Raw genomic sequence first — 25,850 nt, forward strand, 5'->3', positions numbered from 1 at the left:
CCGCAATGGGATTCAAAAACGCTGACAGTTCCAGCCTGGATGACGATTTAACGCTACTGAGCGAAACGCTCGAAGAGATACTGCGCGCCTCAGGCGATCCGGCCGACCAGAAATATATTGAACTTAAAGCGCGCGCCGAGCAGGCGCTGCATGATGTCAAAAACCGGGTCAGCCAGGCTTCCGATACTTATTATTACCGCACGAAACAGGCCGTGTGCCAGGCCGATGATTTTGTTCGTGATAAACCCTGGCAAGGCGTTGGAATCGGCGCAGCCGTAGGGCTGGTGCTGGGGATGTTGCTGGCGCGCCGTTAACACACCCGCCCGCGCCGTTAACGACGCGGGCGTTTGCCCTTCTCCTGAGGTGGAATTCTTTTTGCCTTCTGAACCACGTATACTGCGTCGTTTTCGCAGAGGGTGAGGTCACTTTGAATTCTCTTGCCGACGTGCTGAAGCAGATTCAGCTTGCGCTCTCAGGCGCATTTTCTACGACACCCGGTTTACAGCAAATCACAATGGCATTTTCTCTGGGCGACGGCAGCGACGCGCTGGCATGGCTTGCCGGGCAACGCCTGTGGCCGCAGTTTTACTGGCAGCAACGTAGCGGCGATGAGGAACTGGCGGCGCTGGGGGCGTGCGCGACCTTTAGCGATATGCCCGCAGCGCAGGCGTTTCTGGCGCAGTATGCCGATGCGCCTGAACTTGCGCTTTGCGGCCTTAATGCGTTTGATCCGGCGCAGGGGCGGCTCTTTTTGCCGCGTCTGCTTTGGCAGCGTCGGGGGGCCGTCGCCCGGATGACGCTTAACCTTTACAGCGCCGTTAGCGTAAACGACGACGTTCCCCGGGCGCGCGATTTTCTCGCGCGCCTGTCCTGTTCCCGAGCGCTGAAGCCTTTGCAGCTTGCCTGTATTAAAGAAAGCCAGCAGCCCGACCGCGCGCAGTGGGGCGCGCTTATTGCGCGCGCCACCGATGCCATTGCGGCCGGTGAGTTTGATAAAGTCGTGCTGGCCCGGGTCGATAATCTGCATTTTTCCCGCGCGCCCGATGCGGCGGCGCTGATGGCCGCGAGCCGCAGAGTCAACGGCGGCTGCTACCATTTCTTTATGGCATTCGATGCGGAGCGCGCCTTTCTGGGTTCCTCGCCTGAGCGTTTGTGGCGACGCACTGGCGACAGGCTGCGTACAGAAGCGTTGGCGGGCACGGTTGCAGGCGATCCCGACGATGCGCAGGCCGCGCAGCTTGGCGACTGGCTTATGCATGATGATAAAAACCAGCGTGAGAATATGCTGGTGGTGGAAGATATCTGCCAGCGACTGCAGGGCGTATGCGGCGTGCTGGAGGTGCTTGCGCCTCAGGTTGTGCGCCTGCGTAAGGTGCAGCATCTGCGTCGCTGTATCTGGACTACGCTCAATGCTGGCGGCGATGATCTGCTTTGCCTGGAGCGGCTACAGCCGACGGCGGCGGTAGCCGGGCTGCCGCGCGATGCGGCGCGGCAGTTTATTGCGCGGCACGAGCCGTTTACGCGCGAATGGTACGCAGGTTCAGCGGGCTGGCTTAGCGCGCGGCGTAGCGAGTTTTGCGTTACGCTGCGCTGCGCGCTGATTGAGGGCGCTCGCGTGCGCCTGTACGCTGGCGCGGGCATCGTTGCCGGCTCGCAGGCAGAGCATGAGTGGCAGGAAGTGAATAACAAGGCAGCCGGGCTGCGCTCGCTGTTCTTTGCAACTCCCGATTGAGCGACGCGCACACGATGCATATCAAAATAATACGCGGCGTAATCTTTATAATATTCAGGCAATATTGATACCGGACCACACAGATGTCGACAAGCTCCTTTAACCGCCGCTGGGCCGCGGTCATTCTTGAAACGCTGACCCGCCACGGCGTGCGCCATATCTGCATTGCGCCGGGTTCGCGTTCAACGCCGCTGACGCTGGCGGCCGCCGGAAACGGCGCTTTCATTTGTCATACCCATTTTGATGAACGTGGCCTCGGTCACCTGGCGTTGGGGTTGGCCAAGGCCGGTAAAGCGCCGGTAGCGGTGATTGTTACGTCTGGTACGGCGGTAGCCAATCTCTATCCGGCCATTATTGAGGCCGGGCTGACCGGCGAGCGACTGGTTGTGCTGAGCGCCGATCGCCCGCCGGAACTTATTGACTGCGGTGCGAACCAGGCGATTCGCCAGCAGGGCATTTTCGCTTCCCATCCTTCTGAAACGCTTTCTTTGCCGCGCCCGACGCCGGATATTCCTGCTCGCTGGCTGGTATCCACGCTCGACAGCGCGCTGGGGCGGCTTAGCGCGGGCGCGCTACACGTAAACTGCCCTTTTGCCGAGCCGCTGTATGGCGAGCTTAATGACGGCGGCCTTGCCTGGCAGCAGACATTGGGCAACTGGTGGCAGGATGATAAACCGTGGCTATGCGAGCCACATCAGGCAACCGTGATAAAACAGGACGACTGGCCCGCGTGGCGGCGCAGGCGCGGTGTTATTGTCGCTGGCCGGCTGAGCGCGCGTGAGGGCGCTCAGGTGGCGGCCTGGGCGCAAACGCTGGGCTGGCCGCTGATTGGCGACGTTTTATCGCAAACCGGGCAGCCCCTGCCTTGTGCGGACTTATGGCTGGGTAACGCCCGTGCCGTTACGGAACTGGACGAAGCGGATATTGTGATTCAGTTCGGCGCAAGCCTCACCGGTAAGCGCCTGTTGCAGTGGCAGGCGACGTGTCGGCCGCAGGAGTACTGGATTGTCGATAGCCTTGACGGCCGCCTCGACCCGGCGCACCATCGCGGCCGCAGACTGGTGGCGGATATTGGCGAGTGGCTGGCGCGGCATCCGGCAGAAAAGCGCGCGCCCTGGGCGCAGGATGTGGCAATGCTTTCAGCGCAGGCGCAGGCCAGAGCGGAGAAGATGACCGCGGAATTTGGCGAAGCCCAGGTGGCGCGTCGCCTGCCGCTGCTGTTGCCTGAACAGGGGCAACTGTTTCTTGGCAACAGCCTGGTGGTGCGCCTGGTGGATGCCCTGGCGCGCCTGCCGCAGGGGTACCCGGTATGGAGCAACCGCGGCGCCAGCGGTATCGACGGCCTCATTTCCACCGCCGCTGGCGTACAGCGTGCAAAGGCGCGTCCTACGCTTGCTGTGGTCGGCGATCTGTCTGCGCTCTACGATCTCAACAGCCTGGCGCTGCTGCGCCAGGCGCCTGCGCCGTTCGTGCTGCTTATCGTCAACAATAACGGCGGTCAGATCTTCTCGCTGCTGCCGACGCCGGTAAACGAACGTGAGCGCTTCTACTGCATGCCGCAGAACGTCAGCTTTGAACAAAGCGCGGCCATGTTTGGGTTAAGCTATTCTGCGCCCGACAGTTGGCAGGCGCTGTGCGAGGTGATGTCGGGCGCGTGGCAGCGCCCCGGCGCGACCATTGTTGAACTAAGCGTTGAACAAACCGCAGGCACCCGCACGCTGCAACAACTGCTGGCGCAGGTGAGCCATCTGTGATTTTACATGCGCGGGCAAACAGTGTGGCTGGTCGTCCCTGGCTGGTCTGGCTGCACGGTTTTCTTGGCAGCAGACGCGAATGGCTGCCCTTTGCCGGGGAGTTTACGCACTGGTCGCAGTTGTGGATAGACCTGCCAGGTCACGGCGGCTCGGCGCAGATATTAGCGCGCGATTTTGCCGACGTCAGCCAGCGTCTGCGCGCCACGCTGGCGCATTATGGGGTAACGCATTACTGGCTGGTGGGTTATTCGCTGGGCGGCAGAATCGCAATGTATCACGCCTGTTATGGACATGCCGACGGCCTGGCCGGGCTGGTGGTGGAAGGCGGCAATCCGGGTCTGGCCTGTAAAGCCGGGCGCGAACAGCGAATGCAAAGCGATATGCAGTGGGCGCAGCGCCTGCGCGCGCAACCGCTTCCCGACGTGCTTGACGCATGGTACCGCCAGCCGGTATTTAGCGATCTGACCCCTCTACAGCGTAGCGAGCTGATAGCGCTGCGCGGTCGTAATAATCCACTGTCGCTGGCGGCTATGCTGGAAGCAACCTCGCTGGCGCGCCAGCCGGATCTGGCCCCGGCGCTGCGGGCGTTAACAATACCTTTTACTTATTTATGCGGCGAGCGCGACGCGAAATTTCGCGCGCTGGCCCAGGCGCGCGCGCTGCCGCTGCGGGTTATCCCGGCGGCAGGACACAACGCGCACCGCGAAAATCCCGGCGCGTTTAGTAACGCGCTTCGTGAAATACTGGCTCAGGCCGATGAGGACTAATCATGATCTATCCAGATGAACAAAAGCTCTGCGCGCCGGTTGAATGGCGCGACTGCTCGGAAGGCTACACCGATATTCGTTACGAAAAATCGCCCGACGGTATCGCTAAAATCACCATCAACCGTCCACAGGTGCGTAATGCCTTTCGCCCGCTGACGGTCAAGGAGATGATTCAGGCGCTGGCCGATGCGCGCTATGACGACAGCATTGGCGTGATTGTGCTGACCGGTGAAGGCGACAAGGCGTTCTGCGCGGGCGGCGATCAGAAAATCCGCGGCGACTACGGCGGCTATCGTGACGACAGCGGCGTTCATCATCTCAACGTGCTGGACTTCCAGCGCCAGATTCGCACCTGCCCGAAGCCGGTAGTCGCGATGGTGGCCGGTTACGCTATTGGCGGCGGTCATGTATTGCATATGATGTGCGATCTGACCATTGCGGCGGACAACGCCATCTTTGGACAAACTGGCCCGAAAGTTGGTTCTTTTGACGGCGGCTGGGGCGCTTCTTACATGGCGCGCATCGTCGGTCAGAAAAAAGCGCGCGAAATCTGGTTTTTGTGCCGCCAGTACGATGCAAAACAGGCGCTGGATATGGGGCTGGTGAATACCGTAGTCCCGCTGGCGGAACTGGAAAAAGAAACCGTGCGCTGGTGTCGGGAAATGCTCGAAAACAGCCCGATGGCCCTGCGTTGCCTGAAGGCGGCGTTGAATGCCGACTGCGACGGCCAGGCCGGTTTGCAGGAGCTGGCGGGTAACGCCACTATGCTTTTCTATATGACCGATGAAGGGCAGGAAGGGCGTAATGCCTTTAACGAAAAGCGGGCGCCGGACTTCAGCAAATATAAACGGAACCCGTAATGCGTCAGGCGCAAATCTGGCGTTACCAACTGCCGATGGATGCGGGCGTGGTGCTGCGCGAGCGGCGCCTGAAAACGCGCGACGGGCTGCTGGTGCGCCTGCGCGAAGGCGAAAACGAAGGCTGGGGGGAAATAGCGCCGCTGCCGGGCTTTAGCGCTGAAACGCTCGACGAGACGCAGGCGCAAACGCTGGGGTGGGTAAATGCCTGGCGCGCAGGCGATAACCCGGCATGGCCGGCTGCGCCGTCGGCGGCGTTTGGCCTGAGCTGTGCGGCTGCGGAGCTTACACAGGTGTTGCCGGCTGCGGCGGATTACCGCGCCGCGCCGCTGTGCACAGGCGATCCCGATGCGTTGATCCCTGTGCTGGAAGCGATGCCTGGCGAAAAGGTGGCAAAAATTAAAGTTGGGCTTTATGAGGCGGTGCGTGACGGCATGGTAGTAAACCTGTTGCTGGAAGCGCTGCCTGCCCTGACATTGCGCCTTGACGCCAACCGTGGCTGGACGCCGCTTAAGGCGCAGCAGTTTGCAAAATACGTTTCGCCTGCGCGCCGTTCGCGCATCGCCTTTATTGAAGAGCCGTGCAAAACCCGTGAACAGTCGCGCGCGTTCGCCGCCGAAACCGGTATTGCGATTGCGTGGGATGAGAGCTTGCGCGAGTCGGATTTCGTTTTTGCCGCCGAACCGGGATTAACGGCGGTGATAATTAAACCGACCCTGACCGGCAGTCTTGACATCGTGCGCGGGCAGGTCGCTCAGGCGCATGCGCTGGGGCTGGAGGCGATTATCAGTTCATCGATTGAATCAAGTCTGGGGTTGACGCAACTGGCGCGTATTGCCGCCTGGCTGACGCCAGGCGTGATACCGGGGCTGGATACGCTGTCGCTGATGCAGGCGCAACTGGTACGCCGCTGGCCGGGCAGCGTTCTGCCTTGTCTGGATACCCAGAGCCTGGAGCCGCTGCTATGAGTTTTACCGACTGGCCGTGGCGCTGCTGGCGCAGCGTACGCGGCGATGCCATCGCGCTGCGGTTTGATGAGGCGGCGCTGAGCTGGCGCGCGCTGTGCCGGCGCGTGGACGCGCTGGCGCACGGCTTTGCTCAGCAGGGCGTGATTGACGGCTGCGGCATAGCGCTGTGTGCGGCAAACGGCCCGCGGACGCTACTGGCCTGGCTGGCATTGTTACAGTGCGGCGCGCGCGTTTTGCCGCTGAACCCGAAACTGCCGCAGCCGCTGCTTGATGAACTGCTGCCGGGGCTGACATTGCGCTACGGCCTGGCGCTCGACGATAGCGCCACGCTCCCGGCGCTCCCGGCGCTGCGCTGGCCGGAGCTGCCTGCAGGTTCGCCGGAAACGACGCCGCCGGATGTTAGCGGCGGTCATATAGCGCCTGCCGATGAGGATGCTTTTCGCTGCGCCGTTGCGTGGGATCCGGCCCGCCTGGTCTCCATGACGCTGACGTCCGGCTCCAGCGGTTTGCCGAAGGCGGCCGTGCACAGCGCCGCGGCGCATCTTGCCAGCGCGCAGGGGCTGCTTGCGCTGATGCCATATGGCGGGCAGGATAACTGGCTGCTGTCGCTGCCGCTGTTTCACGTTTCCGGACAGGGGATTTTCTGGCGCTGGCTGTGGGCGGGGGGCTGCCTTACGGTGCGCGACCTGCGCCCGCTGCATACTGCGCTGGAAGGTTGTACTCATGCCTCGCTGGTGCCGACCCAGCTCTGGCGCTTGCTGGCGCAGCCGAAAATGCCGCCGGCGTTGAAAAGCGTGCTGTTGGGCGGCGCGCAGATTCCGGTATCGCTCACGCAGCAGGCCCAGGCGCGAGGCGTGAGCTGCTGGTGCGGCTATGGACTGACGGAGCTGGCCTCTACGGTATGCGCAAAACGTGCCGATGGTCTGCCGGACGTGGGGGAAGCGCTGCCCGGGCGCGAGGTGCGCGTTTGTGATGATGAAATTCAGATTCGTGCGGCAAGCCTGGCCTGCGGCTACTGGCGCGACGGTGCGCTGGTGCCGCTAACGGACAGCGAAGGTTGGTTTCATACCCGCGATCGCGGCGTGTGCAAAAACGGTAGGCTGACGGTGCTTGGGCGGCTGGATAATCTCTTTTTTAGCGGCGGCGAGGGTATACAGCCTGAAGACGTGGAGCGCGTGATTAGCGCGCATCCGTACGTAAGCCAGTGTTTTGTCGTGCCGATAGCGGATGTGGAGTTTGGCCAGCGTCCGGTGGCGGTAGTGGAGTGCGATGACAGCCTCACGCCCGACGCGCTGGCGCAGTGGGTGGCCGATAAACTGGTGCGCTTTCAGCAGCCGGTGCGCTGGTTTCGTCTGCCGCCGCCGCTGAAAAATGGCGGAATTAAAGTTTCCCGCCGGGCGGTACAGGCGTGGGTGGAAAAAGAAGTTCGCCGCTAGCTTCTCAACGTTGCCCTGCGTATGCGGTTTCTTTGTTTGCCGCAAAGCCGTGACGGCGTGCAATGCGCTAAATTTCGGCGGCTTAGGGGCGGGCGGCTGTCGCAGGGGCTTCTTGCTCAAGGGGCGCTTGCTTTTTCCGGCATGAAGGCTGAAAAGTGACGGTTACTTTATCCGCATTAGGCGTAACCTGCGTCCTATATTTCATAACCTTCAGCCGCCAGTTCCTCTCTTATCCAGCTAATAAACACTTTCACTTTGCGGCTACGTTCATTAATGTGCGGCATAACCAGATGATGGGCGTTGACAGGGTAGGCATAGCGCGCCTGGAAAACGGGTTCAAGCTCTCCACGCTCAAGTAATTCGTCTGCTAACAGCGAGCTCTCCAGAATTAATCCCAGCCCCATTTTCCCCGCCTCGAAACTCATATAGGAACGATCGAAACTGAGATGATATTCGGGGTGGCGGGTCGCAATTTTATGAAAAGAAAACCACCTTTCCCAGCTTGCCAGCGTGACGGTGGAGTGCACCAGATTGTGGTTGGGAATATCTTCAGGGCCAGAAACCGGGTGAGTAAGCAGATAGGCGGGTGAGGCCATAACGAGCAGGCGCTCATTTTTAATAGTAAGCGTTTTATAACCGTCCCATTGTGCAATACCGTGGCGGATATCAATGTCAATGTTATCGCGCGAGAATTGCAGGTTTTCGTAAGAACAGGTGAGATTAATCAGTATATCCGGGTGTTTTGCTCTGAAACTACCGAGACGGCGTATTAACCACAGTACTCCGAAGGAGGGCGCAGAATGGATGCGTAAAATATCGCCGTGGGGTTCATTAATTATCTTATCGGTTACGCGCCCAATGAGATTTAATGCTCCGGATATTTGCTGTAAGTAATCTTCACCCAGCGCGTTTATTCGCATGCCTTTTCCACTGCGGATAAATAATTTTCGCCCCAGGAAGGCTTCAAGTGTGGAAATCTGATGGCTGACTGCCGATGGCGTAATATTTAAATTGTCGGCGGCAAGGTTAATACTTCCTGTATTGGCGACTTCAATAAAGGTCTGCAAATTTTTTAATGACGGTAAGGGAAGTTTTTTAAGGGCCGGGTTATGCATTTCTTATACCTGAGCGCGTATTTTACCGCCTCACTGTAAAGGGAAGTGGCAAAAGAAACATTTATGCCATGAAAAATCGCGAAGTGGATCACATAAATTCCTTGCAAGGAACGCAAATTAAGAAACTTGACCGGCGTCACATTTATGGACTTATTTTAATTTCATTAAATTTCTTTCAATATGAAATGAGTTTTTTTGAATTCAAAAACGCGTTCTTATCGATATAGTTAATTTGTACCTGATAAGAGCATCAATGTAATGCTCATATAATAGTTGTTCTTACAAAGAGGTTTTAATAATGTCACGTATAGAACAAATCTTACCTTATGCGAATGCCCGGAAAACAAATTATCGCTTTGTTGTACTGGCACTTATTTTTATTGTTTATGCCCTGAATTATGCTGATAGAACAAATATCGGCGCTGTGCTGCCGTTTATTATTGATGAGTTTCATATCAGTAACTTTGAAGCCGGTAGCATCGCCAGTATGTTTTTTCTGGGTTATGCGCTAAGCCAGATCCCGGCCGGTTTTTTAATTGCGAAGAGAGGCATCCGTGGCCTGGTGGCGCTGTCGATTTTCGGCTTTTCGGCATTCACCTGGCTTATGGGCACCGCGTCTTCGGTGCTGGGATTGAAAGGTATACGCCTTGGGCTGGGCTTAACCGAAGGGCCGTGTCCGGTAGGGCTGGCCTCGACTATCAATAACTGGTTCCCGGCAAAAGAGAAAGCGACCGCAACCGGCGTTTATATCGCTTCCACTATGTTTGCTCCTATCCTGGTGCCGCCGCTGGCGGTGTGGATTGCGCTAACCTGGGGCTGGCGCTGGGTCTTTTTCTCTTTTGCTATTCCGGGCATCATTATCGCTCTTGCCTGGTATTTATTGGTGAAAACGCGCCCGGCTGAAAGCAAATTTGTGTCTAAACAAGAGCTGGGTTATATCAATGATGAATGTACCGCAGGCAAAGGCGCGCGTTGGAATATTGTAATGGATAAGAAGTTCTCTGCACTGGATAAAATGATTCGCGTGCGGGAGCTTACGCCAATTGATAGCGTAAAAGGGGTGTTTACGTCAAAAAATATCATTGGAGACTGCCTGGCGTATTTTATGATGGTTAGCGTGCTTTATGGATTATTAACCTGGATTCCGCTTTATTTAGTGAAGGAAAAGGGTTTTGATTTCATGCGCATGGGGCTTGTCGCCAGTATGCCGTGTATCGGTGGTTTCGTGGGCGCGATTTTGGGCGGCTATATCTCTGATAAACTGCTGGGCCGTCGCCGTAAACCGACCATGATATTCACCGCTATTAGTACAGTGGTTATGATGTTTATCATGCTCAATATTGCGCAAATTACGGCCGACGTTTGCCTGGGTTTATTTTTTGTCGGCTTTTGCCTCAATATTGGCTGGCCTGCTTTTACCGCATACGGTATGGCCGCGTCTGATGCGAAAATCTATCCTGTCACCGCTTCTGTTATCAACACGGGCGGTAATCTTGGGGGCTTTGTCTCCCCGATGCTGGCCGGCTTTTTACTCGATTATACCGGTAGCTTTAATACCGTATTCACTTATTTTGGTATCTGCGCCGCTGTTGGACTTGCGGTCATTTTAATTATTGATGAACCGCGTTAAATAAAAAATCGCCTTTAACACCATCTGAATAATCTATAGCTGGAGTTTATTATGTTACTCAAAGATAAAGTCGCCATCATTACTGGCGCGGCTTCCCCACGTGGTTTAGGTTTCGCAACCGCTAAAGTGTTTGCCGGGCAGGGCGCGAAAGTGGTTCTCATTGACCTTGATGACGGTGCCAGTAAAAAAGCGGCGGCTATGTTGGGCGAACAGCACCTTGGCGTGGCGGCAAACGTTGCGGATGAGCGGCAGGTTAGCGCTGCTATGGAGCAGGTGCTGGCGAAATATGGCCGTGTGGATATCCTGGTCAATAACGCAGGTATTACGCAGCCGATTAAGCTTATGGAGATTAAGCGTGAAAACTACGATGCCGTGCTCGACGTCAGCCTGCGCGGTACGCTGTTAATGTCGCAGTCGGTAATCCCCACTATGCGCGCGCAAAAATCCGGCAGCATTATTTGTATCTCCTCTGTTTCCGCACAACGCGGCGGCGGTATTTTCGGCGGCCCGCACTACAGCGCTGCGAAGGCGGGCGTACTTGGTTTGGCGAAGGCGATGGCGCGCGAGTTGGGGCCGGATAACGTGCGCGTTAACTGCATCACGCCGGGTCTGATTCAGACCGATATCACCGCAGGCAAATTAAGCGACGATATGAAGGCCGGGATAGTGGCCGGTATTCCGTTAAACCGCCTGGGCGAAGCCTCTGATATCGCTAACGCCGCCTTGTTCCTTGGCAGCGATCTGTCTGCCTATTCCACCGGCATCACGCTTGACGTGAACGGTGGAATGTTAATCCACTAATTGAGAGAGCCATTATGTCGCAAACGGTTATACAAAAAGTTGCCGCATCAGCGTGGCGAATTCGCCGCTATGCCCTGCGCATGGGCGAAGTTCAGGGACAGGGATATATCGGGCAGGCGTTAGGTTATGCCGATGTGCTGGCAACGGCGTTTGCCCACATCATGAACTTTCGCCCGGATGCGCCGCAGTGGGAAGCGCGCGATCGCTTTCTGCTCTCCCACGGGCATTACGCGATTGCTTATTACGCCGCGCTGATTGAAGCGGGCATTATTCCTGAAGCAGAGCTTGAAACCTACGGATTTGACGACAGCCGTCTGCCCATGTCCGGTATGGCGACCTATACGCCGGGCATGGAAATTTCCGGCGGTTCGCTCGGACAGGGGTTAAGCATCGCCGTTGGCATGGCGCTGGGCGTGAAACAAAAGGGCGGTCATGCGCGGGTGATTAACTCCATGTCCGACGGCGAGCTGGACGAAGGCTCAACCTGGGAGGCGGCGATGTCGGCTGCGCACTACGGGCTGGCCGGGCTTATCAATCTCGTTGATATCAACAGGCAGCAGGCCGATGGCGATTCGCGCAAAATCCTCGGTTTTGAGCCGCTGGAAGAGAAGTGGGCGTCGTTTGGCTGGTTTGTGCAGCGGGTTAACGGCAACGATGTGGCTGCGCTTGTCGAGGCGTTTGAAAATGCCTGCAATTATCCGCAACAGAAGCCACGCGTAATTTTATGCGACACCCTGATGGGTAAAGGCGTGCCATTCCTTGAAACCCGCGATAAGAACCACTTTATTCGCGTTGATGCCGATGAATGGCAAAAAGCCATTGCCGTACTGGATGCTAACAAACCGGAAGGAGTGAAATCATGAGCCAGAGTACGCAGAATAAACCACGCCTGACGACGTCTGCAATGATTGCCTCCATCGCTGAAGAAGGCCAGGAAACCCGCGCCGCGCCGTTTGGTCATGCGCTGGCGCAGTTGGCGAATTCGCGCCCGGACATCGTTGGTATGACGGCGGATTTATCTAAATATACCGATCTGCATATCTTTGCCCAAGCGCACCCTGAACGTTTTTTCCAGATGGGGATGGCGGAACAACTGCTGATGGGGGCGGCAGGCGGTATGGCGAAAGAAGGCTTTACGCCGTTTGTTACAACCTACGCCGTGTTTGCCACGCGCCGTGCCTATGATTTCATCCACCAGGTGATTGCCGAAGAGCACCTGAACGTGAAAATCTGCGCCGCGTTGCCGGGGCTTACGACCGGCTACGGGCCAAGCCATCAGGCCACGGAAGACATCGCGATTATGCGCGGCATTCCGGGCATGATGGTTATCGATCCCTGCGACGCCGTTGAAATTGCGCAGGCGGTACCGGCAATGGCCGAGCATAAAGGGCCGGTTTATATGCGCCTGCTGCGCGGCAAGGTGCCGGTGGTGCTTGAGAAGTACGACTATAAGTTTGTGCCGGGCAAGGCGCATTTGCTCGAAGATGGAAGGGATGTGCTGATTATTTCCTCAGGCCTGATGACTATGCGCGCGCTGGAAGCCGCTGAAAAGCTGCGCAAAGATAATGTGAGCGTAGCGGTGCTGCACGTGCCGACCATCAAACCGCTGGATGAAAAAGCCATTCTTGAACAGGCGTCAAAACCCGGGCGGCTGGTCATTAGCGCCGAAAACCATACCAGTGTGGGCGGGTTGAGCGAGGCCGTGGCGTCGCTTTTAATGCATAAAGGCGTGCGCGCGGCGTTTAGCGCCATCACGCTGCCTGACGCATTCCTCGACGCAGGGGCGCTGCCTACACTGCACGATCGCTACGGCATTTCGAGTAATGCTATGGTGGAAACTATCAAAGGCAAACTTAAGTGATGTAGTGCCGCCAGGCCTGCGGCGGCGCAGATTGATGACAAAGAGGGCAAAGCGTGGTTTGCCCTCTTTGTGGCCGCTGGAGAAAAAACAATAACTTTTTTTCTGCTCTATTTGATTTTTCGGGCCGATGCCGCATGCGCCGGTGTTTGTCGACAGTCCCTGCCGCCATACCAGGCTGTGGGTAAACAGGGGGGCGAGACTGCTGACAAACCCCATCCTGTCGCAGACAGGATGGATGAAATTCAATAAAAAATAACGAAAATCAATGCATTGATTTTCGCCTGCTTACCACGAAGAAGGAAAAACCCCGTTTTTTCCTTCTTTGTCAACAATCTGGGTGCCTTTGTCATCGCAGGGGTGAAACGAGAGCTATCCGGCCCCCGCGATAACGTTAAATGTGCCTGCGTGCCGAAGCCTTTGGCGGACATGCGGCGTTCGGGCTCGCTTCGTGAACAAAATGGGCCGGTTTTTCAAGTAACCAGGCCTCCTGGAGCCGCATCAGGCCGCGTTTTTGTGCGCTGGCGACGACTGTTAATCTCTTCTTACTCATCGTTATCTTCCTGACGCTAAAGTTTGTTGAATCAGGTGTGATTAGCGGGGCGGGTTCGCTATTGCCGGCTATGCCTTTATTTGCAGCAACCAGGCCCTGTCTATTACAGTCACCTCTTTTTCCTGACAGGTGAAGCGCAAGCGTTTCAAACTATTACACTTAACAGGTTTAACCTTGTCCGACAGAGCCCTGTGTTGAGTTTTTGCCTGAAACGCGCAATAAAAATATGTTTTACCCCTCAGGAGTCAACCGATGATAAATGTTGAAATGCTCTCCACTGGCGATGAAGTGCTGCACGGTCAGATAGTGGATACGAATGCCGCCTGGCTGGCGGACTACCTGTTCAGTCAGGGGCTGGCGATGTGTAGGCGTAGTACGGTAGGCGATGCGCTGGCGTCGCTGGTCGCAGCGCTGCATGAACGTAGCCGGCATGCCGATGTGCTGATTGTTAACGGCGGCCTTGGCCCCACCCGCGATGATCTGAGCGCGCAGGCGGCGGCGCTGGCGTTGGGGCAGCCGCTGGTGGAAAACGGCGAATGGCTGGCGCGTATGACGCGCTATTTTGCCGAGCGGGGCAGGACGATGGCCCCCTCTAACCGCAAGCAGGCATTGCTGCCTGCGGGCAGTGAAATGTTAGATAATCCGGTCGGCACCGCCTGTGGTTTTGTCATCGGGCTTAATGGCTGTTTGATTTTTTTCACGCCTGGCGTGCCGTCTGAATTTAAAGTGATGGTGGAACAGCAAATTTTGCCGCGCCTGCGTGAGCGTTTTTCTCTGCCTGAGCCGCCGCTTTGCCTGCGGCTGACCACTTTTGGCCGTGGGGAAAGCGATTTAGCCCAGCGCCTGGATGCGCTGGCGCTGCCGGCTGATGTTGTATTGGGATATCGAGCCAGCGCGCCGGTTATTGAGCTGAAGCTGACAGGCCCGGCGGCGCAGCGCGATGCGATGATGCCTGTGTGGCAGGCTATTAAACGGGAAGTGGGAGACAGCCTGCTTTTTGAAGGCACTCAGGGGCTGGCGGCGGCGGTTGCGCAGCGCCTGGCGATGCGTGGGGCCTCCCTCGCGGTCAGCGAGCAGTTCTGCAACGGATTGCTAAGCTGGGAGCTTTGCGACGGCGGGGTGGCGCTGGCGCGCAGCGAGGTGCTGCCTGCGGAGGCGGAAACGCTGGCGCAGTGTATGCAATATGCCGCATGTTACGTCGCGCAAACGTCTGCCGATATTGTACTACGGGTGGCGGCCGCTCCCGATGAATCCTTCAACTTTGCACTAGTCAGCGCCGGACGCGGGCAGGGGGTGCGCGTTCGTTTTGGCTTTAGCAACCGTGCCCGACGCATACAGCAGGATACCTGCGTGGTCATGGCGCTTAGCCTTCTGCATCGCTGGCTTGATGATGAACCGCTTGATAATCAATATGGCTGGGTGCGGATACTGGAGCATGTCGCTATGGGCTAAGAGACGTTAACGGGGAGGAGGCATGTTTGTTTTTATGTTCGCGCAAGCCGTCCCCGACGCGCTTTTTTGTTGCATTGCGCGTGCAGTCGAAAACAAAAGGAAAATTTTATGTGCGTTTGGGTACATTTTTGTCTCTTATTTAACAAATAAGACAACATAATGTGCGATAATTCACAGTCATCAGCGCGCGTATTACGTATTATCCGGCGCGAAAAAGAACATCGCGACATACCTGGCTGCGCTGATATTTCTTTAGGTTCGTATAAAAACATAAACATAGCCACGGAGGCTGCATGTTAAGTATTTTTAAACCCGCTGCACATAAGGCGAGGTTACCGTCTGAAAAGATAGATCCGGTCTATCGTCGCCTGCGTTGGCAGATTTTTGCAGGGATATTTTTTGGCTATGCGGCATATTATCTGGTGCGTAAAAACTTTACGCTGGCAATGCCCTATCTGGTGGAGCAGGGTTTTTCGCGCGGCGATCTGGGCTTTGCGCTTTCCGGTATCTCTATCGCCTATGGTTTTTCCAAATTTATTATGGGATCGGTATCGGATCGTTCGAATCCGCGCATTTTTTTGCCTGCGGGGCTGATCCTGGCTGCGCTGGTTATGCTGCTTATGGGTTTCGTGCCCTGGGCGACCTCCAGCATTATGGTGATGTTTGGGCTGTTGTTTCTGTGCGGTTGGTTTCAGGGTATGGGGTGGCCGCCGTGCGGGCGCACAATGGTGCACTGGTGGTCGCAAAAAGAACGCGGCGGCGTGGTTTCGGTGTGGAACTGCGCGCATAACGTAGGAGGAGGTATCCCGCCTTTGCTGTTTTTGTTGGGGATGGCCTGGTTCAACGACTGGCACGCTGCGCTGTATATGCCGGCCTTTGCTGCTATCGTCGTTGCGCTGTTCGCCTTCGCGATGATGCGCGATACGCCGCAGTCCTGCGGGCTGCCGTCGATTGAAGAATACAAAAACGATTATCCCGACGACTACAGCGAGAAACATGAAAAAGAGTTAACGGCAAAGCAGATTTTCATGCAATACATTCTGCCCAACCGCCTTTTGTGGTACATCGCGGTAGCGAACGTGTTTGTCTACCTGCTGCGCTACGGTATTCTTGACTGGTCGCCGACGTATCTGAAAGAAGTGAAACATTTCGCGCTGGATAAATCATCCTGGGCTTACTTTCTGTATGAGTACGCTGGCATTCCAGGAACGCTGCTGTGCGGCTGGATGTCGGATAAAGTGTTTAAAGGCAACCGCGGCGCGACCGGCGTTTTCTTTATGACGCTTGTGACTATTGCAACCGTGGTGTACTGGCTCAATCCGCCGGGAAATCCGTCGGTAGATATGGCCTGTATGATCGTTATTGGTTTTCTGATTTACGGCCCCGTAATGCTGATAGGGTTGCATGCGCTGGAACTGGCGCCAAAGAAAGCGGCGGGAACGGCGGCTGGCTTTACCGGGCTTTTCGGCTACCTGGGCGGCTCTGTCGCTGCGAGCGCGATTGTCGGTTATACCGTTGATTTCTTTGGCTGGGACGGCGGATTTATTGTAATGATCGGCGGCAGCGTGCTGGCCGTTATTCTGTTGCTGATAGTGATGGTCGGCGAGCATAAGCATCATCGCCAGGCTGCGGCGAAATTATAACTGTTGTGCCCGATAGCCGGCTTTCCCGGTCTGCTATCGGGCTTTATTATCAGGCGTAAGGGGGTCAACCCCCCGTTTCACCTTTGTGTATCGCCTCGCGTTTTCTGACGGGGACGTATTTTGAAGAAATCTACCTGCCCTGCCATATTTTCAGGCACGGCTAAATCTGGTTTATAGAGCAGTACAGAGGTGTTCTGAAAAAGAGGGATAGTATATCCCTGCGATACCTGCCAGCGGTCAAAAGTTTTGAATGCCGCTGCGCGCTGATGGAAGTCCGTTATCAGGGAGAGTTTTTGCAGCGCCGCCCTGAGATCGTCGCTTTTCCACAGGCTTAACGCGGCGTCCGGATTCAATAGCAGGCCGGAATAGGTAGCCGGATCGCCCGCTGCAGGGTTCCAGCCCTGTAACAACGGCCCGTCAAATTTATTACTATTTCGGTAACTTACCAGCATGGCTGGCGTTACGATTTGTAACCGCGCATCGATACCCACTTCTTTCCACATATACGCGATGGCGCTGGCTATCTCAAGGTCGCCGGGTAACATGCCTTTGGTCGTGTAAAAGTTTAACTTTAAAGGCTTATGGCGGGAATAACCGGCCTGTTTGAGCAAATGTGCCGCTTTTTGCCGATCCCAGGCAAACGTAAACCCGGGATCGTAACCAGGCATATTTTTTCCCGCCGGGGTGGAGACAGGTAAGGCATGCCCCTGGAAAACAGCTTTTGAAATAAGCGGCTTGTTAATAGCATGGTGCATAGCCAGCCTGACCCGGCGGTCCTGCAACGCGCCTTTATTAACCATTTGCAGCAGCGTAATGCCGGTTGTGGGTTGAAAATACGGCGTCAGATTTCCCTTTGTTGCGACGCTTTGCGCATCCCGCGTAGTGAAGTCGAGGCTTAAATCAATGTGCCCGGCCTCCAGCATAGCAAGCCGCGATAATTTATCGGGCACGATAAGAAACGTTATTCGCTCAAAGCCCGGTCTGCCTCGCCAGTAAAAAGGATTTGCCTCAAGCGTAATATGCATGCCGGGTTGATAGTCAATGAGTCGATAGGGCCCGGAACCGACGGGTTTGGCGCGAAACTGCTGCGGGCCGACTTTTTGGTAATATTCCTGTGGAACAACGTATGAGGGTATATCCACCATCATTGACAGCGCCGTGGCCATAGGGCGGGTAAAATGCACAACCGCCGTGAATGCGTCGGGCGTCTCGATGCGTTCGATATTGCCCCAGATGCCTGAAAGAAGTGTGCCGGGCAAAAGCCGCGCGCGCTCCAGAAATGAAAAAGCAAAGTCTCGGGCGCTAAACGGCTGACCGTTATGAAAAAGAACATCGTTCCTGAAATGCAGTTTCAGTATGGTGTTAAAACGATCAAGCCAGCGAAAGCGGGTGATAAGCGCCGGTACGATATCCAGCGAGGGTGAAAGGCCAAGCGGCTGATCGTATACGCATTTCAGTATGGGTGATTGTATCGGCGTACCTCTGGCCGGATCCCGGCTTAAAACATCGACAGGCCAGGCCACGGTTAACGTTTTCTCCCGCCTGCTGCTGATGCCTGTTGCGGGCATCAACAGTAGCGTAGACAGACAGAGAAAATGGCGGCGTGAAATAGGCATTTAATTCTCCTTATGCCACAGGCTGTGCTGAAGCAACCGGCGGGTGAAAGGGGTTTGCGGATGACGGAATATCGCCTCGCTGTCGCCCGTTTCGATTATCTTTCCCCGATCCAGTACGATTACCCTGTCGCACAGATGATGAACAATCTGCAAATCGTGTGAGATAAAAAGCAGAGCGATGCCGTAGCGCGCTTTAAGATCCCGCAGCAGATTCAATATCCTGGCTTGCACTGATACATCCAGCCCGGAAGTAATTTCATCAGCGATTAACAATTGCGGCATTGTGCAGATGGCCCTGCCAATATTGATGCGCTGGCGCTGGCCGCCCGATAGCTGATGAGGAAAACGTTGCAGCAATACAGGGTCCAGCTCCAGCAGCGCCAGAAGTTCACGCGCGCGCAGCGTTCGGGTTTGCGTATCCGCTGCGCTGTACTCCATGCGTTGCGTCAGCAAGCTTTCGACCGTGCGGTGGGGATTTAGCGCCTGGTTGTAATCCTGCAAAATAATCTGTATCGCTTGCGTTCTGCGCTTTTTATCCTGCCTGCTTTGGCTTACCGCCTGCTGATTTAACAGGATACTGCCGCAGTCGGCGGCTTCTATTCCTGCTATAACCTTTGCCAGGGTGGACTTGCCGCTTCCGCTAACGCCTGTTATGCCGATAAATTCGCCGGGAAAAACGCTGAAATTAATATTGTCCAGCGCCGACGCGGCCGTGGAAGTAAACGCGTCGCCATTTTTATAGCTTTTGGCGATATTTTTTAGCTGTAAAACGGCAGAGGTATGAGGCGTTGCGGCGATAGACGCAGCCTCAGGTTTGGTCTGCTTTAATGGCTCAGGCCAGGGATAGTGACAGCGTACCTGACGCGATAGCGTGGCTTCATCATATCCTGCGCAGGTTGTTTTCATTGCGTTAATAAGACACTGCGGGCGGCAGTAATGGCAGCGAGGAGAGAAACGACAGGACAGGGCGTTCAGTATGTTCACCGCCGCAGGCGCGCCTTTAAGCGTTTGTAGCCGCAGGCCCGCATGTTGCTGGGGTTGCGCCTGTAAAAGGGCAAGCGTATAGGGATGAGCGGGCCTGCGCAGTATGTGTTTCGCGACGCCTTGCTCAACGATTTCGCCCCCGTACATGACCAGCAGCTTTTCACAATAACGCGAAACAAAAGCAAGGTTATGCGTGACAAAAATAACGCTGGTGCCCGTTTGCCTTTGTATTTTCTGGATTAACCTGATGACGTGCGCCTGGCTGATATTATCAAGCGCGCTGGTGGCTTCATCGCAAACAACAAGGACCGGGTTGGTAATAAAAGCCAGCGCGATGACAATGCGTTGGCACATTCCTCCTGAAATCTGATGGGGGTAGCGCGCCAGAAGCTCGCGGGCATCAGCCAGGTTCACCTCCTGCAGCATAGCGATAGCGCGTTCGTTCGCCTGCTTTTTACCGATACCAAGGCGCGCGAGCTGTTCGCGAAAATGGCGGCCAATGGTGTAAAGAGGATTAAGAGCGTTAATGGGATCCTGTGGAATAAACGTTAATTCCACACCAGCCTGCAGTTGCCGGCTTGTTTGCCCATCGCTGTTATACCAGGCAAACGTCCCGCCTGTATGGATAAAGCCGTCGGGTAACTGGTTTGCCAGCGTGCGAAGCAAAAGGCTTTTTCCCGCGCCCGATTCACCAATGATACCGAGCGTTTCGCCGGCGGGTAACGAGAAATGAATCTTATTGAGCAGTGTATAAAGTGTGCCATTCATACGATAGCCGATACAAACATTATCGGCGCCCAGCCATCCGGGGCGGTCTGGGTTATGTGAGACGCTAATGTCTTTCATAAGGTACCTGCTAATCATTTGCCGGGTTTTGGCTAAAGCCGTCGCTAAATAAGGTACAAATCAGCACGAAACTGATAATGCACAGCGCGGGTTGAATAAATACCCAGGGGGCGCTGTAGGCATAATCCAGGCCCTGGGCGAGTAATGCGCCCCATGAAGGGTTTTCGGGATTAACCGAAACGCCAATAAAGGAGACAGTGCTTTCCACGACCACGGCGACGGCCATTTCGATGCTAAATAACATCACAATGTCCTTGAGTAAGTGGGGAAAGATATCGTTGATAATAATTTGCCGATGCGTGGCGCCCAGAGCGCGCGCCACAATAATGAATTGCCGGGCGTTGAGTTGGCTGACCTTACTATGGATAACGCGGCAAAAACGCGTCCAGTCAATCAGAACAATTGCGATAACCATGCTGGCGATACCGGGAGATAAAACAATAACGATAAGTAAAGACAGCACGACGGCGGGAAAGGACATCCATAATTCGATAGAAGCCAGAACGATTTTTTCCGTCCGCCCCCTGAAATAGCCGGCTAAAATGCCGGGCGTAATTCCCACTATTGCGCAGCCTGCCGCTGCTGGCAGCGCGATTTCAATTGCCGTACGGGTGGCGTAAAGCAGCCGGGATAATATGCATTCACCAAGAATGGTGGTGCCCAGAGGATAACGCCAGGTTCCTTCACGCTCCCAGACCGGCGGTATTAACGCAGCCTGTAAGTTTTGCGCATTTGGCGGATGCGGGCTGAGCCAGGGGGCCAGTAAAGCTATTGCGATGATAAATAATAGTAAGCTAACCGCCAGTATGATTCTTTTATTACTCAATAACGACAAACCGGTAAAAATGCCCATGTTACTGCTTCCGTGAATAGGGGGTGAGAAAATACAGAAGAAGGTGAGTTACCGCCTGAATAAAGATAACGGCAATGGCATAACACAGCGCAATACCCTGAATTAAGGGCAAATCCTGAGTGGCAATAGCTTTGAGCATCATCATTCCGCTGCCTGGCAGCCCAAAGATATTCTCAACCAGAAGCGTTCCGCCCACTAACATGCTGGCCTGGACGCTGATAAGCGCAATGACGGGAGGCAGCGCATTAGGTAATGCGTGAAAAAGCAGGATGCGTGTCGTGCTTATACCGCGTAATTTTGCATAGCTTATGTAGTCATGCTGGAAAACGGCGCTGAGCTGGTTAAAGGTGTTTTTTACGATAACGGGTATTAGCGTCAATGACAGCGCATAACAGGGCAGTATGAAGTGCAACAGGCTGTTGAACCAGATTTCGGGGCGGTTGCTGGTAATGATTTTATTAATAAGCGGGGTATTTCCGCTATCAAGCGTCATGCCAGGAGAAACTAACCCAAAAAATGGGAAAAAGTTAGCATAGATACCTAAAAAAAAGATAAGCAGTAAAGCCCATAAAAACGCGGGTATGGAGATGCACAGATTATTTATTGTATCAATAAAAATGATGACGCATTTTCTACGTAGCAGAAAAGCGATCAGCGCAATAAATATGCCGTGGATAATAGCCGATAACAGCGCCATAAAAATAAGTATAGCGGTAACGGGTAGCGTCTCGCGAAGGGTATCGGCAACAGGTTTTCCCGTTTGTATGGCGTTTCCGATATCGCCATGCAACAAATTGCGTAGCCAGATACCATATTGCGGCAATAGAGGTTTATCCAGTAAAAGGTATTGTTTTAATTTAGCGATATCCTCCGTTGTCGCTGTTGGGGATTGTGCCATCGCAGTGGGATCCAGCGGCATAAGCCGTAACAGAGAAAAAAGTAAAAACGTCACGGCGATTGTAATCAAGAAATATTTGATTAATTGCCAGAGGGTTAATTGCAAATAGCGATAAAAATAGTAGCGCATAGTTATTATTTCACCATTGGCAGTTTGTGAATACGGATTATTTGTACATATTCTTTTTCTAAAAATATGCGTTTGTATTTAGCGTTGCTGCAATAAATCAGAGAATAGGCATAGGTGTCTTTTTTGTATAGTCAAATAATTGTGCGCAATAATCCAATTTGTTTTTTCCAGGGTTGAATATGATTAAGAGAATAAAGTGGTGGCAACGATCGGGCGTTTTTTAACGCTTCCTGATGGTGACGGATGTTTTCTTTTATGGCGAGCATCGAAATAATTTGAGGGGACAGGTATGAACGTATGGATCTTTAAAAATAAATTTTTTTCATATTGCTTATATGTGATTTTCCTGATGGCCTTTACAGAAGCCGCTGGGGCGGCTTCACGACCGTTTGTCAATTTTCAGTCGCTGGACGGTTCACTTTATTTCTTTGATCATAACAGGGTTGATCCACGTCGCACTTTTTCAACCGCTGTGGATGCGTGGGGAGATTATAGTATTGGCGATCTTTATGCCTATGGCACATGGCAGACGGCGTTAAACAATGACTATCAGGGAGCTAAAAGTTCCTATTATTATAAGTTCATACCGCGTTTAAGTCTGGGAAAAAATATCGATAAAGATATTTCATGGGGGATATTTAAAGTTACCTCGTTGGCGCTTTGGGTTTCAAGAACCCGCGGGCAGGGAGCCAGTTATTTTCCAGGCCTGGCAATGGACTGGCAGCTTCCGGGCCTGGACTGGTTTAGAACGATTTATTATTTTGAACATAATGATAAAAAGGGGTGGAACGATCAGAGGCTGCATCTCGATTTTGGCTCCGTCTTTTCTACAGATATCGGCGATTTCCGCATTGCCGGCACCTATGATATGACGTTTGGCCAGGGAAGAAACCCGGTGATGATCGATTTTAAACCGGAGCTTCACTATGATTTAGGTAAAAGTCTGGGTTATGCCCCCCGTCACTTATGGATTGGCGCCGTGATTAATCCTGTTAAGAATAAATATAAAATACAGGATACGCCTGCCTTCAGAACCAATCAGTTCCGATATGGATTTATGGTGAGATACAGTTTTTCGATAGTGAAATAAAAAGTAATCCACTTATTTATGTCTAAAACCGGAGAGATTTTATGAATACTGAAAAAGAGTGTCAGTTTGGCGTTTTTCTGCCTGTTGCAAGCGGCGGGTGGATTATTTCTGAAAATACGCCGCCGCTGGATGCGTCCTGGCAACAAAATCGCGATGCTGCTGTATTAGCCGATGAGCTTGGCCTGGATTTTATTATGTCTATGGGAAAATGGCGGGGGTTTGGCGGCAAAACCGACCACTGGGGGCGTTCGCTTGAATCGGTAACCTTAATGGCGGGAATTGCCGCCTGTACAAAGCGCGCCAGACTCATTGCTACGATGCATGCCGGGCTGCATAACCCTGCCGTGGCGGCAAAAATGATCGCGACGCTGGATGCGATTAGCGGCGGCCGGGCGGGGCTGAATGTTGTTTCCGGTTCGTACCGGGATGAATTTTCTCAAATGGGCGCGTGGGACGCATCGCTAAACCATGACGCTCGTTATGAAATGACGCAGGAGTGGACGCAGGCAGTAACGCGTTTATGGACGCAGGAGCGTGTGACATTAAACGGCGAATTTTTTACGCTTGAAGATTGCGTCAGTGAGCCTAAGCCTGTCACGCAGCCGCGCCCCTGGTTAATTTGCGCAGGGCAGTCGGAAAGGGGGCTACGTTTTACTGTGCAGCACACTGATGCCTGCTTTATTGGGGGTAAAGACCTTAATGCGATAAGAAATAATAGCCAGATGGCCCGCAGGCTCGCACGTGAATACGATACAACAACACGGGTATATTGCATGTGCTCGCTTATTATTGCCGCAACAGATAAGCAGGCGCAGGAAACAGAACAATACTACCGGGAAGGTATTGATACTGCGGGCGTTGAAGGAATAATGAAAAGTTATGGTATGGATATTAAAAGCGCCGCCAGCCTGGTCGCGCGCGCCAGCAGCGCGTTTATGAATCACACGATTGTCGGTAGTCCGCAAACCTGCGCCCGGCTGCTGGTTGAGTTGATTCGCTCCTGCGAACTTGATGGCGTGATGCTGACATTTCCTGAATATCGTGACGGTCTGGCGGTTTTCGGCCGGCAAATTATGCCGCAGGTAAAAGCCGCGTTGCGTTGAGGTATCGGGGGAGGCGGGGGGAACAGATATGCGGGAATTACATAACTGGTTGAGACAGGAGCGATGCGCGCTCTGTATTATCGATGTTCAACAGGACTTTGTGCCGCCTCTTTCTGTTCCAGGTGAGGCCTGCGAAGCGGTGCGGTCCGCTCTGGAGAACGTTTCTCGTCTTTATCAGGCGGCCCGTCAGGCCGATATGTGTATTTTCTTTATTGGTCTACACACCAGCCCGGAGACGGACTCGCCGGTTTGGCGGAAATTTATGCGCAGGGCAGGGAAAGATCCCGGGCTAACCTCTCGTCTGTGTCGGGCGCATACCGCAGGCGCTACCTTTTACCCACTTAGCCCATCGCAAACTGATACGGTAATTTATAAGCATAAGTACAGTGCTTTTTTGGGAACGGATTTTAAACAACAGCTTATCAATAAAGGAATAACCGCGCTAATTATCTGCGGGTTAACAACGGAATGCTGTGTGGATACAACAGCGCGTGATGCTTTTCAGCTTGATTACTCCGTTTTTATTGTCAGTGATGGTTGCGCTTCTTACCGGCCGGATTTCCATGATGCTGCATTAAATATTTTATCTCACCATTTTGCTATTACCTGTACAACCGAGCAGGTTGTGTCATTTTTCCATAATTCAGGCAGGCAAAAAAATAAAAGTTAACTACAGTGTTGTTTTTATAGTGGGCTAAACGTGTGATATGTGAGTGTTAATATTTTTTTTAAGCATCTCGCGGTAAGCTCTGGGGGAAATACCGACATGCTGACTGAATACTCTACTAAAGTAGGCCAGGTCGCTAAATCCCCATTTGTAGCATATTTCAGAAATGGATAAATTAGCATAGTGTGGGTTGGCCAGATCGCGTTTACATAGTTCTATTCGTCGCTCACGAATATATTGATTAAATTTCATGCCTGCACTTGTAAATAATTTTTGTATGTACCTTGTTGAAACCTGATTGATGCAGGAGACAGTATGTAGTTTAAGGTCCGCATTTGCTATTTGGGCTTCAATGGAATCACATATACGCTGAAACAACTGTGTTTCTGCATGATTGGTAAAGTTCTTGAGGTTTACATTTTCCGCCAGGCTGGAAAGGAAAAATTCAATCAGAGAAATGTCGATGGCGTGAAAGTCCCGGCTGTTTAGCTGCAAAAGCTTTCTGTCTACGGAAGCAAGCATGCTGTGCAATATGTGGCCGATGCCGTTCGCTGTGTTAAGTACGCCTGGCGGAACAGAATGAGGATTAATGAGCCGTTTATAAAAGATGTTAACCGGCATGCCAATGGTTAGTAGACGGAACTGGCTGGTCATATTGAGTATAATATGGTGGCTGGCGTTACAGGAGCCATAGAGTATGCAGTTATTATCGAATTGAACATTTTTGTTGTTTATATGAAGTGAAGTATCTCCCTGTAATACGATAGCCAACCATAAATTATCAATCTGTCCCGGCGGGGTGCCAATGATAGTTTGAGGTGTGCCGGTTATTGACGCTATGCTCATGCCTGCGGGGGATTTCTTAAATAATATTTCCCCATCTAATGTAGTGGAATAATGATGATTTACGGTGAGGTAAAGATTTCCCATAGCCGTCTGCCATATCTGTTCACTTTGCTCCATAGTATAATTTCTGGTGGATACCTTCCATTCAAATGCATTCTCTAAAGTTAAGGTCATCTTTATTCCTTGTTGGTTTAAAAAATGGCAAGTAAGCGCTGCTCGTTAGGAAATTTACTGGTTTTGATTTAATATAAC

23 protein-coding genes are annotated in these 25,850 nt (G+C 53.6%); 16 read left to right on the forward strand and 7 right to left on the reverse strand.

The window, feature by feature from the left end; translation table 11 throughout:
* Positions 1–5: 5 nt before the first annotated feature.
* The 7 genes from elaB (at position 6) to menE (ending at position 7,514) form a co-directional block, all read left to right on the forward strand.
* Positions 6–314, forward strand: a complete 309-nt coding sequence (elaB, locus tag JJB97_RS01830; RefSeq protein ID WP_238712101.1) for a stress response protein ElaB — start codon at positions 6–8, stop codon at positions 312–314.
* Positions 315–427: 113 nt separating this feature from the next.
* Positions 428–1,732 carry an isochorismate synthase MenF gene (menF, locus tag JJB97_RS01835; protein WP_263457828.1) on the forward strand — a complete coding sequence of 435 codons (1,305 nt, stop codon included), beginning with the start codon at positions 428–430 and terminating at the stop codon, positions 1,730–1,732.
* Positions 1,733–1,815: 83 nt separating this feature from the next.
* Entirely contained in the window at positions 1,816–3,486 is a 1,671-nt protein-coding gene (gene menD / locus JJB97_RS01840; protein ID WP_238712102.1) for a 2-succinyl-5-enolpyruvyl-6-hydroxy-3-cyclohexene-1-carboxylic-acid synthase, read from the forward strand.
* Entirely contained in the window at positions 3,483–4,253 is a 771-nt protein-coding gene (gene menH, locus JJB97_RS01845; RefSeq protein ID WP_238712103.1) for a 2-succinyl-6-hydroxy-2,4-cyclohexadiene-1-carboxylate synthase, read from the forward strand. Before menD ends, menH begins: the two co-directional genes overlap by 4 nt.
* Positions 4,254–4,255: 2 nt before the next feature.
* Positions 4,256–5,113, forward strand: coding sequence for a 1,4-dihydroxy-2-naphthoyl-CoA synthase (gene menB / locus JJB97_RS01850; RefSeq protein WP_238712104.1), 858 nt, complete (start codon positions 4,256–4,258; stop codon positions 5,111–5,113).
* Positions 5,113–6,078 (forward strand): o-succinylbenzoate synthase, encoded by a 966-nt coding sequence (menC, locus tag JJB97_RS01855; RefSeq protein WP_238712105.1) that lies wholly within the window; start codon positions 5,113–5,115, stop codon positions 6,076–6,078. The genes menB and menC overlap by 1 nt, the downstream gene beginning before the upstream one ends.
* Positions 6,075–7,514 carry an o-succinylbenzoate--CoA ligase gene (gene menE / locus JJB97_RS01860; protein ID WP_238712106.1) on the forward strand — a complete coding sequence of 480 codons (1,440 nt, stop codon included), beginning with the start codon at positions 6,075–6,077 and terminating at the stop codon, positions 7,512–7,514. Before menC ends, menE begins: the two co-directional genes overlap by 4 nt.
* Before the next feature lie 194 nt (positions 7,515–7,708).
* Here menE and JJB97_RS01865 read toward each other — a convergent pair whose 3' ends face one another.
* Positions 7,709–8,629: a LysR substrate-binding domain-containing protein gene (locus tag JJB97_RS01865; protein WP_238712107.1), complete on the reverse strand. Its 921-nt coding sequence runs from the start codon at positions 8,627–8,629 to the stop codon at positions 7,709–7,711.
* Between the two features lie 298 nt (positions 8,630–8,927).
* Here JJB97_RS01865 and JJB97_RS01870 point away from each other — a divergent pair, with 298 nt between their 5' ends.
* Genes JJB97_RS01870 through JJB97_RS01885 form a run of 4 tightly spaced genes read left to right on the forward strand, consistent with a single transcriptional unit; the run spans position 8,928 to position 12,921 of the window.
* A complete protein-coding gene (locus tag JJB97_RS01870; protein ID WP_238712108.1) occupies positions 8,928–10,259 on the forward strand; it encodes an MFS transporter in 1,332 nt (443 codons plus the stop codon).
* A 51-nt stretch (positions 10,260–10,310) separates the two neighbouring features.
* A complete protein-coding gene (locus tag JJB97_RS01875; RefSeq protein WP_238712109.1) occupies positions 10,311–11,060 on the forward strand; it encodes an SDR family NAD(P)-dependent oxidoreductase in 750 nt (249 codons plus the stop codon).
* 14 nt (positions 11,061–11,074) lie between these two features.
* A complete protein-coding gene (locus JJB97_RS01880) occupies positions 11,075–11,923 on the forward strand; it encodes a transketolase (RefSeq protein WP_238712110.1) in 849 nt (282 codons plus the stop codon).
* Positions 11,920–12,921, forward strand: coding sequence for a transketolase family protein (locus JJB97_RS01885; RefSeq protein ID WP_238712111.1), 1,002 nt, complete (start codon positions 11,920–11,922; stop codon positions 12,919–12,921). Before JJB97_RS01880 ends, JJB97_RS01885 begins: the two co-directional genes overlap by 4 nt.
* Before the next feature lie 242 nt (positions 12,922–13,163).
* Here the strand turns inward: JJB97_RS01885 and JJB97_RS01890 are convergent, their stop codons facing one another.
* Entirely contained in the window at positions 13,164–13,349 is a 186-nt protein-coding gene (locus JJB97_RS01890) for a hypothetical protein (protein ID WP_238712112.1), read from the reverse strand.
* A 374-nt stretch (positions 13,350–13,723) separates the two neighbouring features.
* Here JJB97_RS01890 and JJB97_RS01895 point away from each other — a divergent pair, with 374 nt between their 5' ends.
* Positions 13,724–14,923 carry a nicotinamide mononucleotide deamidase-related protein YfaY gene (locus JJB97_RS01895; RefSeq protein WP_238712113.1) on the forward strand — a complete coding sequence of 400 codons (1,200 nt, stop codon included), beginning with the start codon at positions 13,724–13,726 and terminating at the stop codon, positions 14,921–14,923.
* Positions 14,924–15,216: 293 nt separating this feature from the next.
* A complete protein-coding gene (gene glpT / locus JJB97_RS01900) occupies positions 15,217–16,566 on the forward strand; it encodes a glycerol-3-phosphate transporter (protein WP_238712114.1) in 1,350 nt (449 codons plus the stop codon).
* Positions 16,567–16,643: 77 nt separating this feature from the next.
* Here the strand turns inward: glpT and JJB97_RS01905 are convergent, their stop codons facing one another.
* From JJB97_RS01905 to JJB97_RS01920, 4 genes are read right to left on the reverse strand one after another with little or no spacing between them, the layout of a single operon-like run.
* A complete protein-coding gene (locus JJB97_RS01905; RefSeq protein ID WP_238712115.1) occupies positions 16,644–18,182 on the reverse strand; it encodes an ABC transporter substrate-binding protein in 1,539 nt (512 codons plus the stop codon).
* Positions 18,183–20,012, reverse strand: coding sequence for an ABC transporter ATP-binding protein (locus JJB97_RS01910; RefSeq protein WP_238712116.1), 1,830 nt, complete (start codon positions 20,010–20,012; stop codon positions 18,183–18,185).
* A gap of 10 nt (positions 20,013–20,022) precedes the next feature.
* Positions 20,023–20,865: an ABC transporter permease gene (locus tag JJB97_RS01915; protein WP_238712117.1), complete on the reverse strand. Its 843-nt coding sequence runs from the start codon at positions 20,863–20,865 to the stop codon at positions 20,023–20,025.
* 1 nt (position 20,866) lies between these two features.
* Positions 20,867–21,892 (reverse strand): ABC transporter permease, encoded by a 1,026-nt coding sequence (locus tag JJB97_RS01920; RefSeq protein WP_238712118.1) that lies wholly within the window; start codon positions 21,890–21,892, stop codon positions 20,867–20,869.
* Between the two features lie 289 nt (positions 21,893–22,181).
* Between JJB97_RS01920 and JJB97_RS01925 the strand changes: the two genes are divergently transcribed.
* Genes JJB97_RS01925 through JJB97_RS01935 form a run of 3 tightly spaced genes read left to right on the forward strand, consistent with a single transcriptional unit; the run spans position 22,182 to position 24,755 of the window.
* Positions 22,182–22,982, forward strand: a complete 801-nt coding sequence (locus JJB97_RS01925; RefSeq protein ID WP_238712119.1) for a hypothetical protein — start codon at positions 22,182–22,184, stop codon at positions 22,980–22,982.
* Between the two features lie 41 nt (positions 22,983–23,023).
* A complete protein-coding gene (locus JJB97_RS01930) occupies positions 23,024–24,085 on the forward strand; it encodes an LLM class flavin-dependent oxidoreductase (protein ID WP_238712120.1) in 1,062 nt (353 codons plus the stop codon).
* A gap of 28 nt (positions 24,086–24,113) precedes the next feature.
* On the forward strand, positions 24,114–24,755 hold the full coding sequence (locus tag JJB97_RS01935) for a cysteine hydrolase family protein (RefSeq protein WP_238712121.1): 642 nt from the start codon (positions 24,114–24,116) through the stop codon (positions 24,753–24,755).
* A gap of 24 nt (positions 24,756–24,779) precedes the next feature.
* Here JJB97_RS01935 and JJB97_RS01940 read toward each other — a convergent pair whose 3' ends face one another.
* Positions 24,780–25,772: a helix-turn-helix transcriptional regulator gene (locus tag JJB97_RS01940; protein ID WP_238712122.1), complete on the reverse strand. Its 993-nt coding sequence runs from the start codon at positions 25,770–25,772 to the stop codon at positions 24,780–24,782.
* Positions 25,773–25,850: the final 78 nt, after the last annotated feature.

Origin of the sequence: Tenebrionibacter intestinalis, assembly GCF_016632365.1 — a bacterium.
Lineage (GTDB): Bacteria > Pseudomonadota > Gammaproteobacteria > Enterobacterales > Enterobacteriaceae > Tenebrionibacter > Tenebrionibacter intestinalis.

Excerpts from the sequence above, each read along its gene's own strand:
- elaB (WP_238712101.1), top strand. The coding sequence starts at position 6 with ATGGGATTCAAAAACGCTGACAGTTCCAGCCTGGATGACGATTTAACG.
- menD (WP_238712102.1), top strand. The coding sequence starts at position 1,816 with ATGTCGACAAGCTCCTTTAACCGCCGCTGGGCCGCGGTCATTCTTGAA.
- menB (WP_238712104.1), top strand. The coding sequence starts at position 4,256 with ATGATCTATCCAGATGAACAAAAGCTCTGCGCGCCGGTTGAATGGCGC.
- JJB97_RS01885 (WP_238712111.1), top strand. The coding sequence starts at position 11,920 with ATGAGCCAGAGTACGCAGAATAAACCACGCCTGACGACGTCTGCAATG.
- JJB97_RS01940 (WP_238712122.1), bottom strand. The coding sequence starts at position 25,772 with ATGACCTTAACTTTAGAGAATGCATTTGAATGGAAGGTATCCACCAGA.
- JJB97_RS01880 (WP_238712110.1), top strand. The coding sequence starts at position 11,075 with ATGTCGCAAACGGTTATACAAAAAGTTGCCGCATCAGCGTGGCGAATT.
- JJB97_RS01875 (WP_238712109.1), top strand. The coding sequence starts at position 10,311 with ATGTTACTCAAAGATAAAGTCGCCATCATTACTGGCGCGGCTTCCCCA.
- JJB97_RS01905 (WP_238712115.1), bottom strand. The coding sequence starts at position 18,182 with ATGCCTATTTCACGCCGCCATTTTCTCTGTCTGTCTACGCTACTGTTG.
- JJB97_RS01890 (WP_238712112.1), bottom strand. The coding sequence starts at position 13,349 with ATGTCCGCCAAAGGCTTCGGCACGCAGGCACATTTAACGTTATCGCGG.
- JJB97_RS01895 (WP_238712113.1), top strand. The coding sequence starts at position 13,724 with ATGATAAATGTTGAAATGCTCTCCACTGGCGATGAAGTGCTGCACGGT.
- JJB97_RS01935 (WP_238712121.1), top strand. The coding sequence starts at position 24,114 with ATGCGGGAATTACATAACTGGTTGAGACAGGAGCGATGCGCGCTCTGT.
- JJB97_RS01930 (WP_238712120.1), top strand. The coding sequence starts at position 23,024 with ATGAATACTGAAAAAGAGTGTCAGTTTGGCGTTTTTCTGCCTGTTGCA.
- JJB97_RS01870 (WP_238712108.1), top strand. The coding sequence starts at position 8,928 with ATGTCACGTATAGAACAAATCTTACCTTATGCGAATGCCCGGAAAACA.
- JJB97_RS01865 (WP_238712107.1), bottom strand. The coding sequence starts at position 8,629 with ATGCATAACCCGGCCCTTAAAAAACTTCCCTTACCGTCATTAAAAAAT.
- glpT (WP_238712114.1), top strand. The coding sequence starts at position 15,217 with ATGTTAAGTATTTTTAAACCCGCTGCACATAAGGCGAGGTTACCGTCT.
- JJB97_RS01910 (WP_238712116.1), bottom strand. The coding sequence starts at position 20,012 with ATGAAAGACATTAGCGTCTCACATAACCCAGACCGCCCCGGATGGCTG.
- menE (WP_238712106.1), top strand. The coding sequence starts at position 6,075 with ATGAGTTTTACCGACTGGCCGTGGCGCTGCTGGCGCAGCGTACGCGGC.
- JJB97_RS01915 (WP_238712117.1), bottom strand. The coding sequence starts at position 20,865 with ATGGGCATTTTTACCGGTTTGTCGTTATTGAGTAATAAAAGAATCATA.
- JJB97_RS01920 (WP_238712118.1), bottom strand. The coding sequence starts at position 21,892 with ATGCGCTACTATTTTTATCGCTATTTGCAATTAACCCTCTGGCAATTA.
- menC (WP_238712105.1), top strand. The coding sequence starts at position 5,113 with ATGCGTCAGGCGCAAATCTGGCGTTACCAACTGCCGATGGATGCGGGC.
- JJB97_RS01925 (WP_238712119.1), top strand. The coding sequence starts at position 22,182 with ATGAACGTATGGATCTTTAAAAATAAATTTTTTTCATATTGCTTATAT.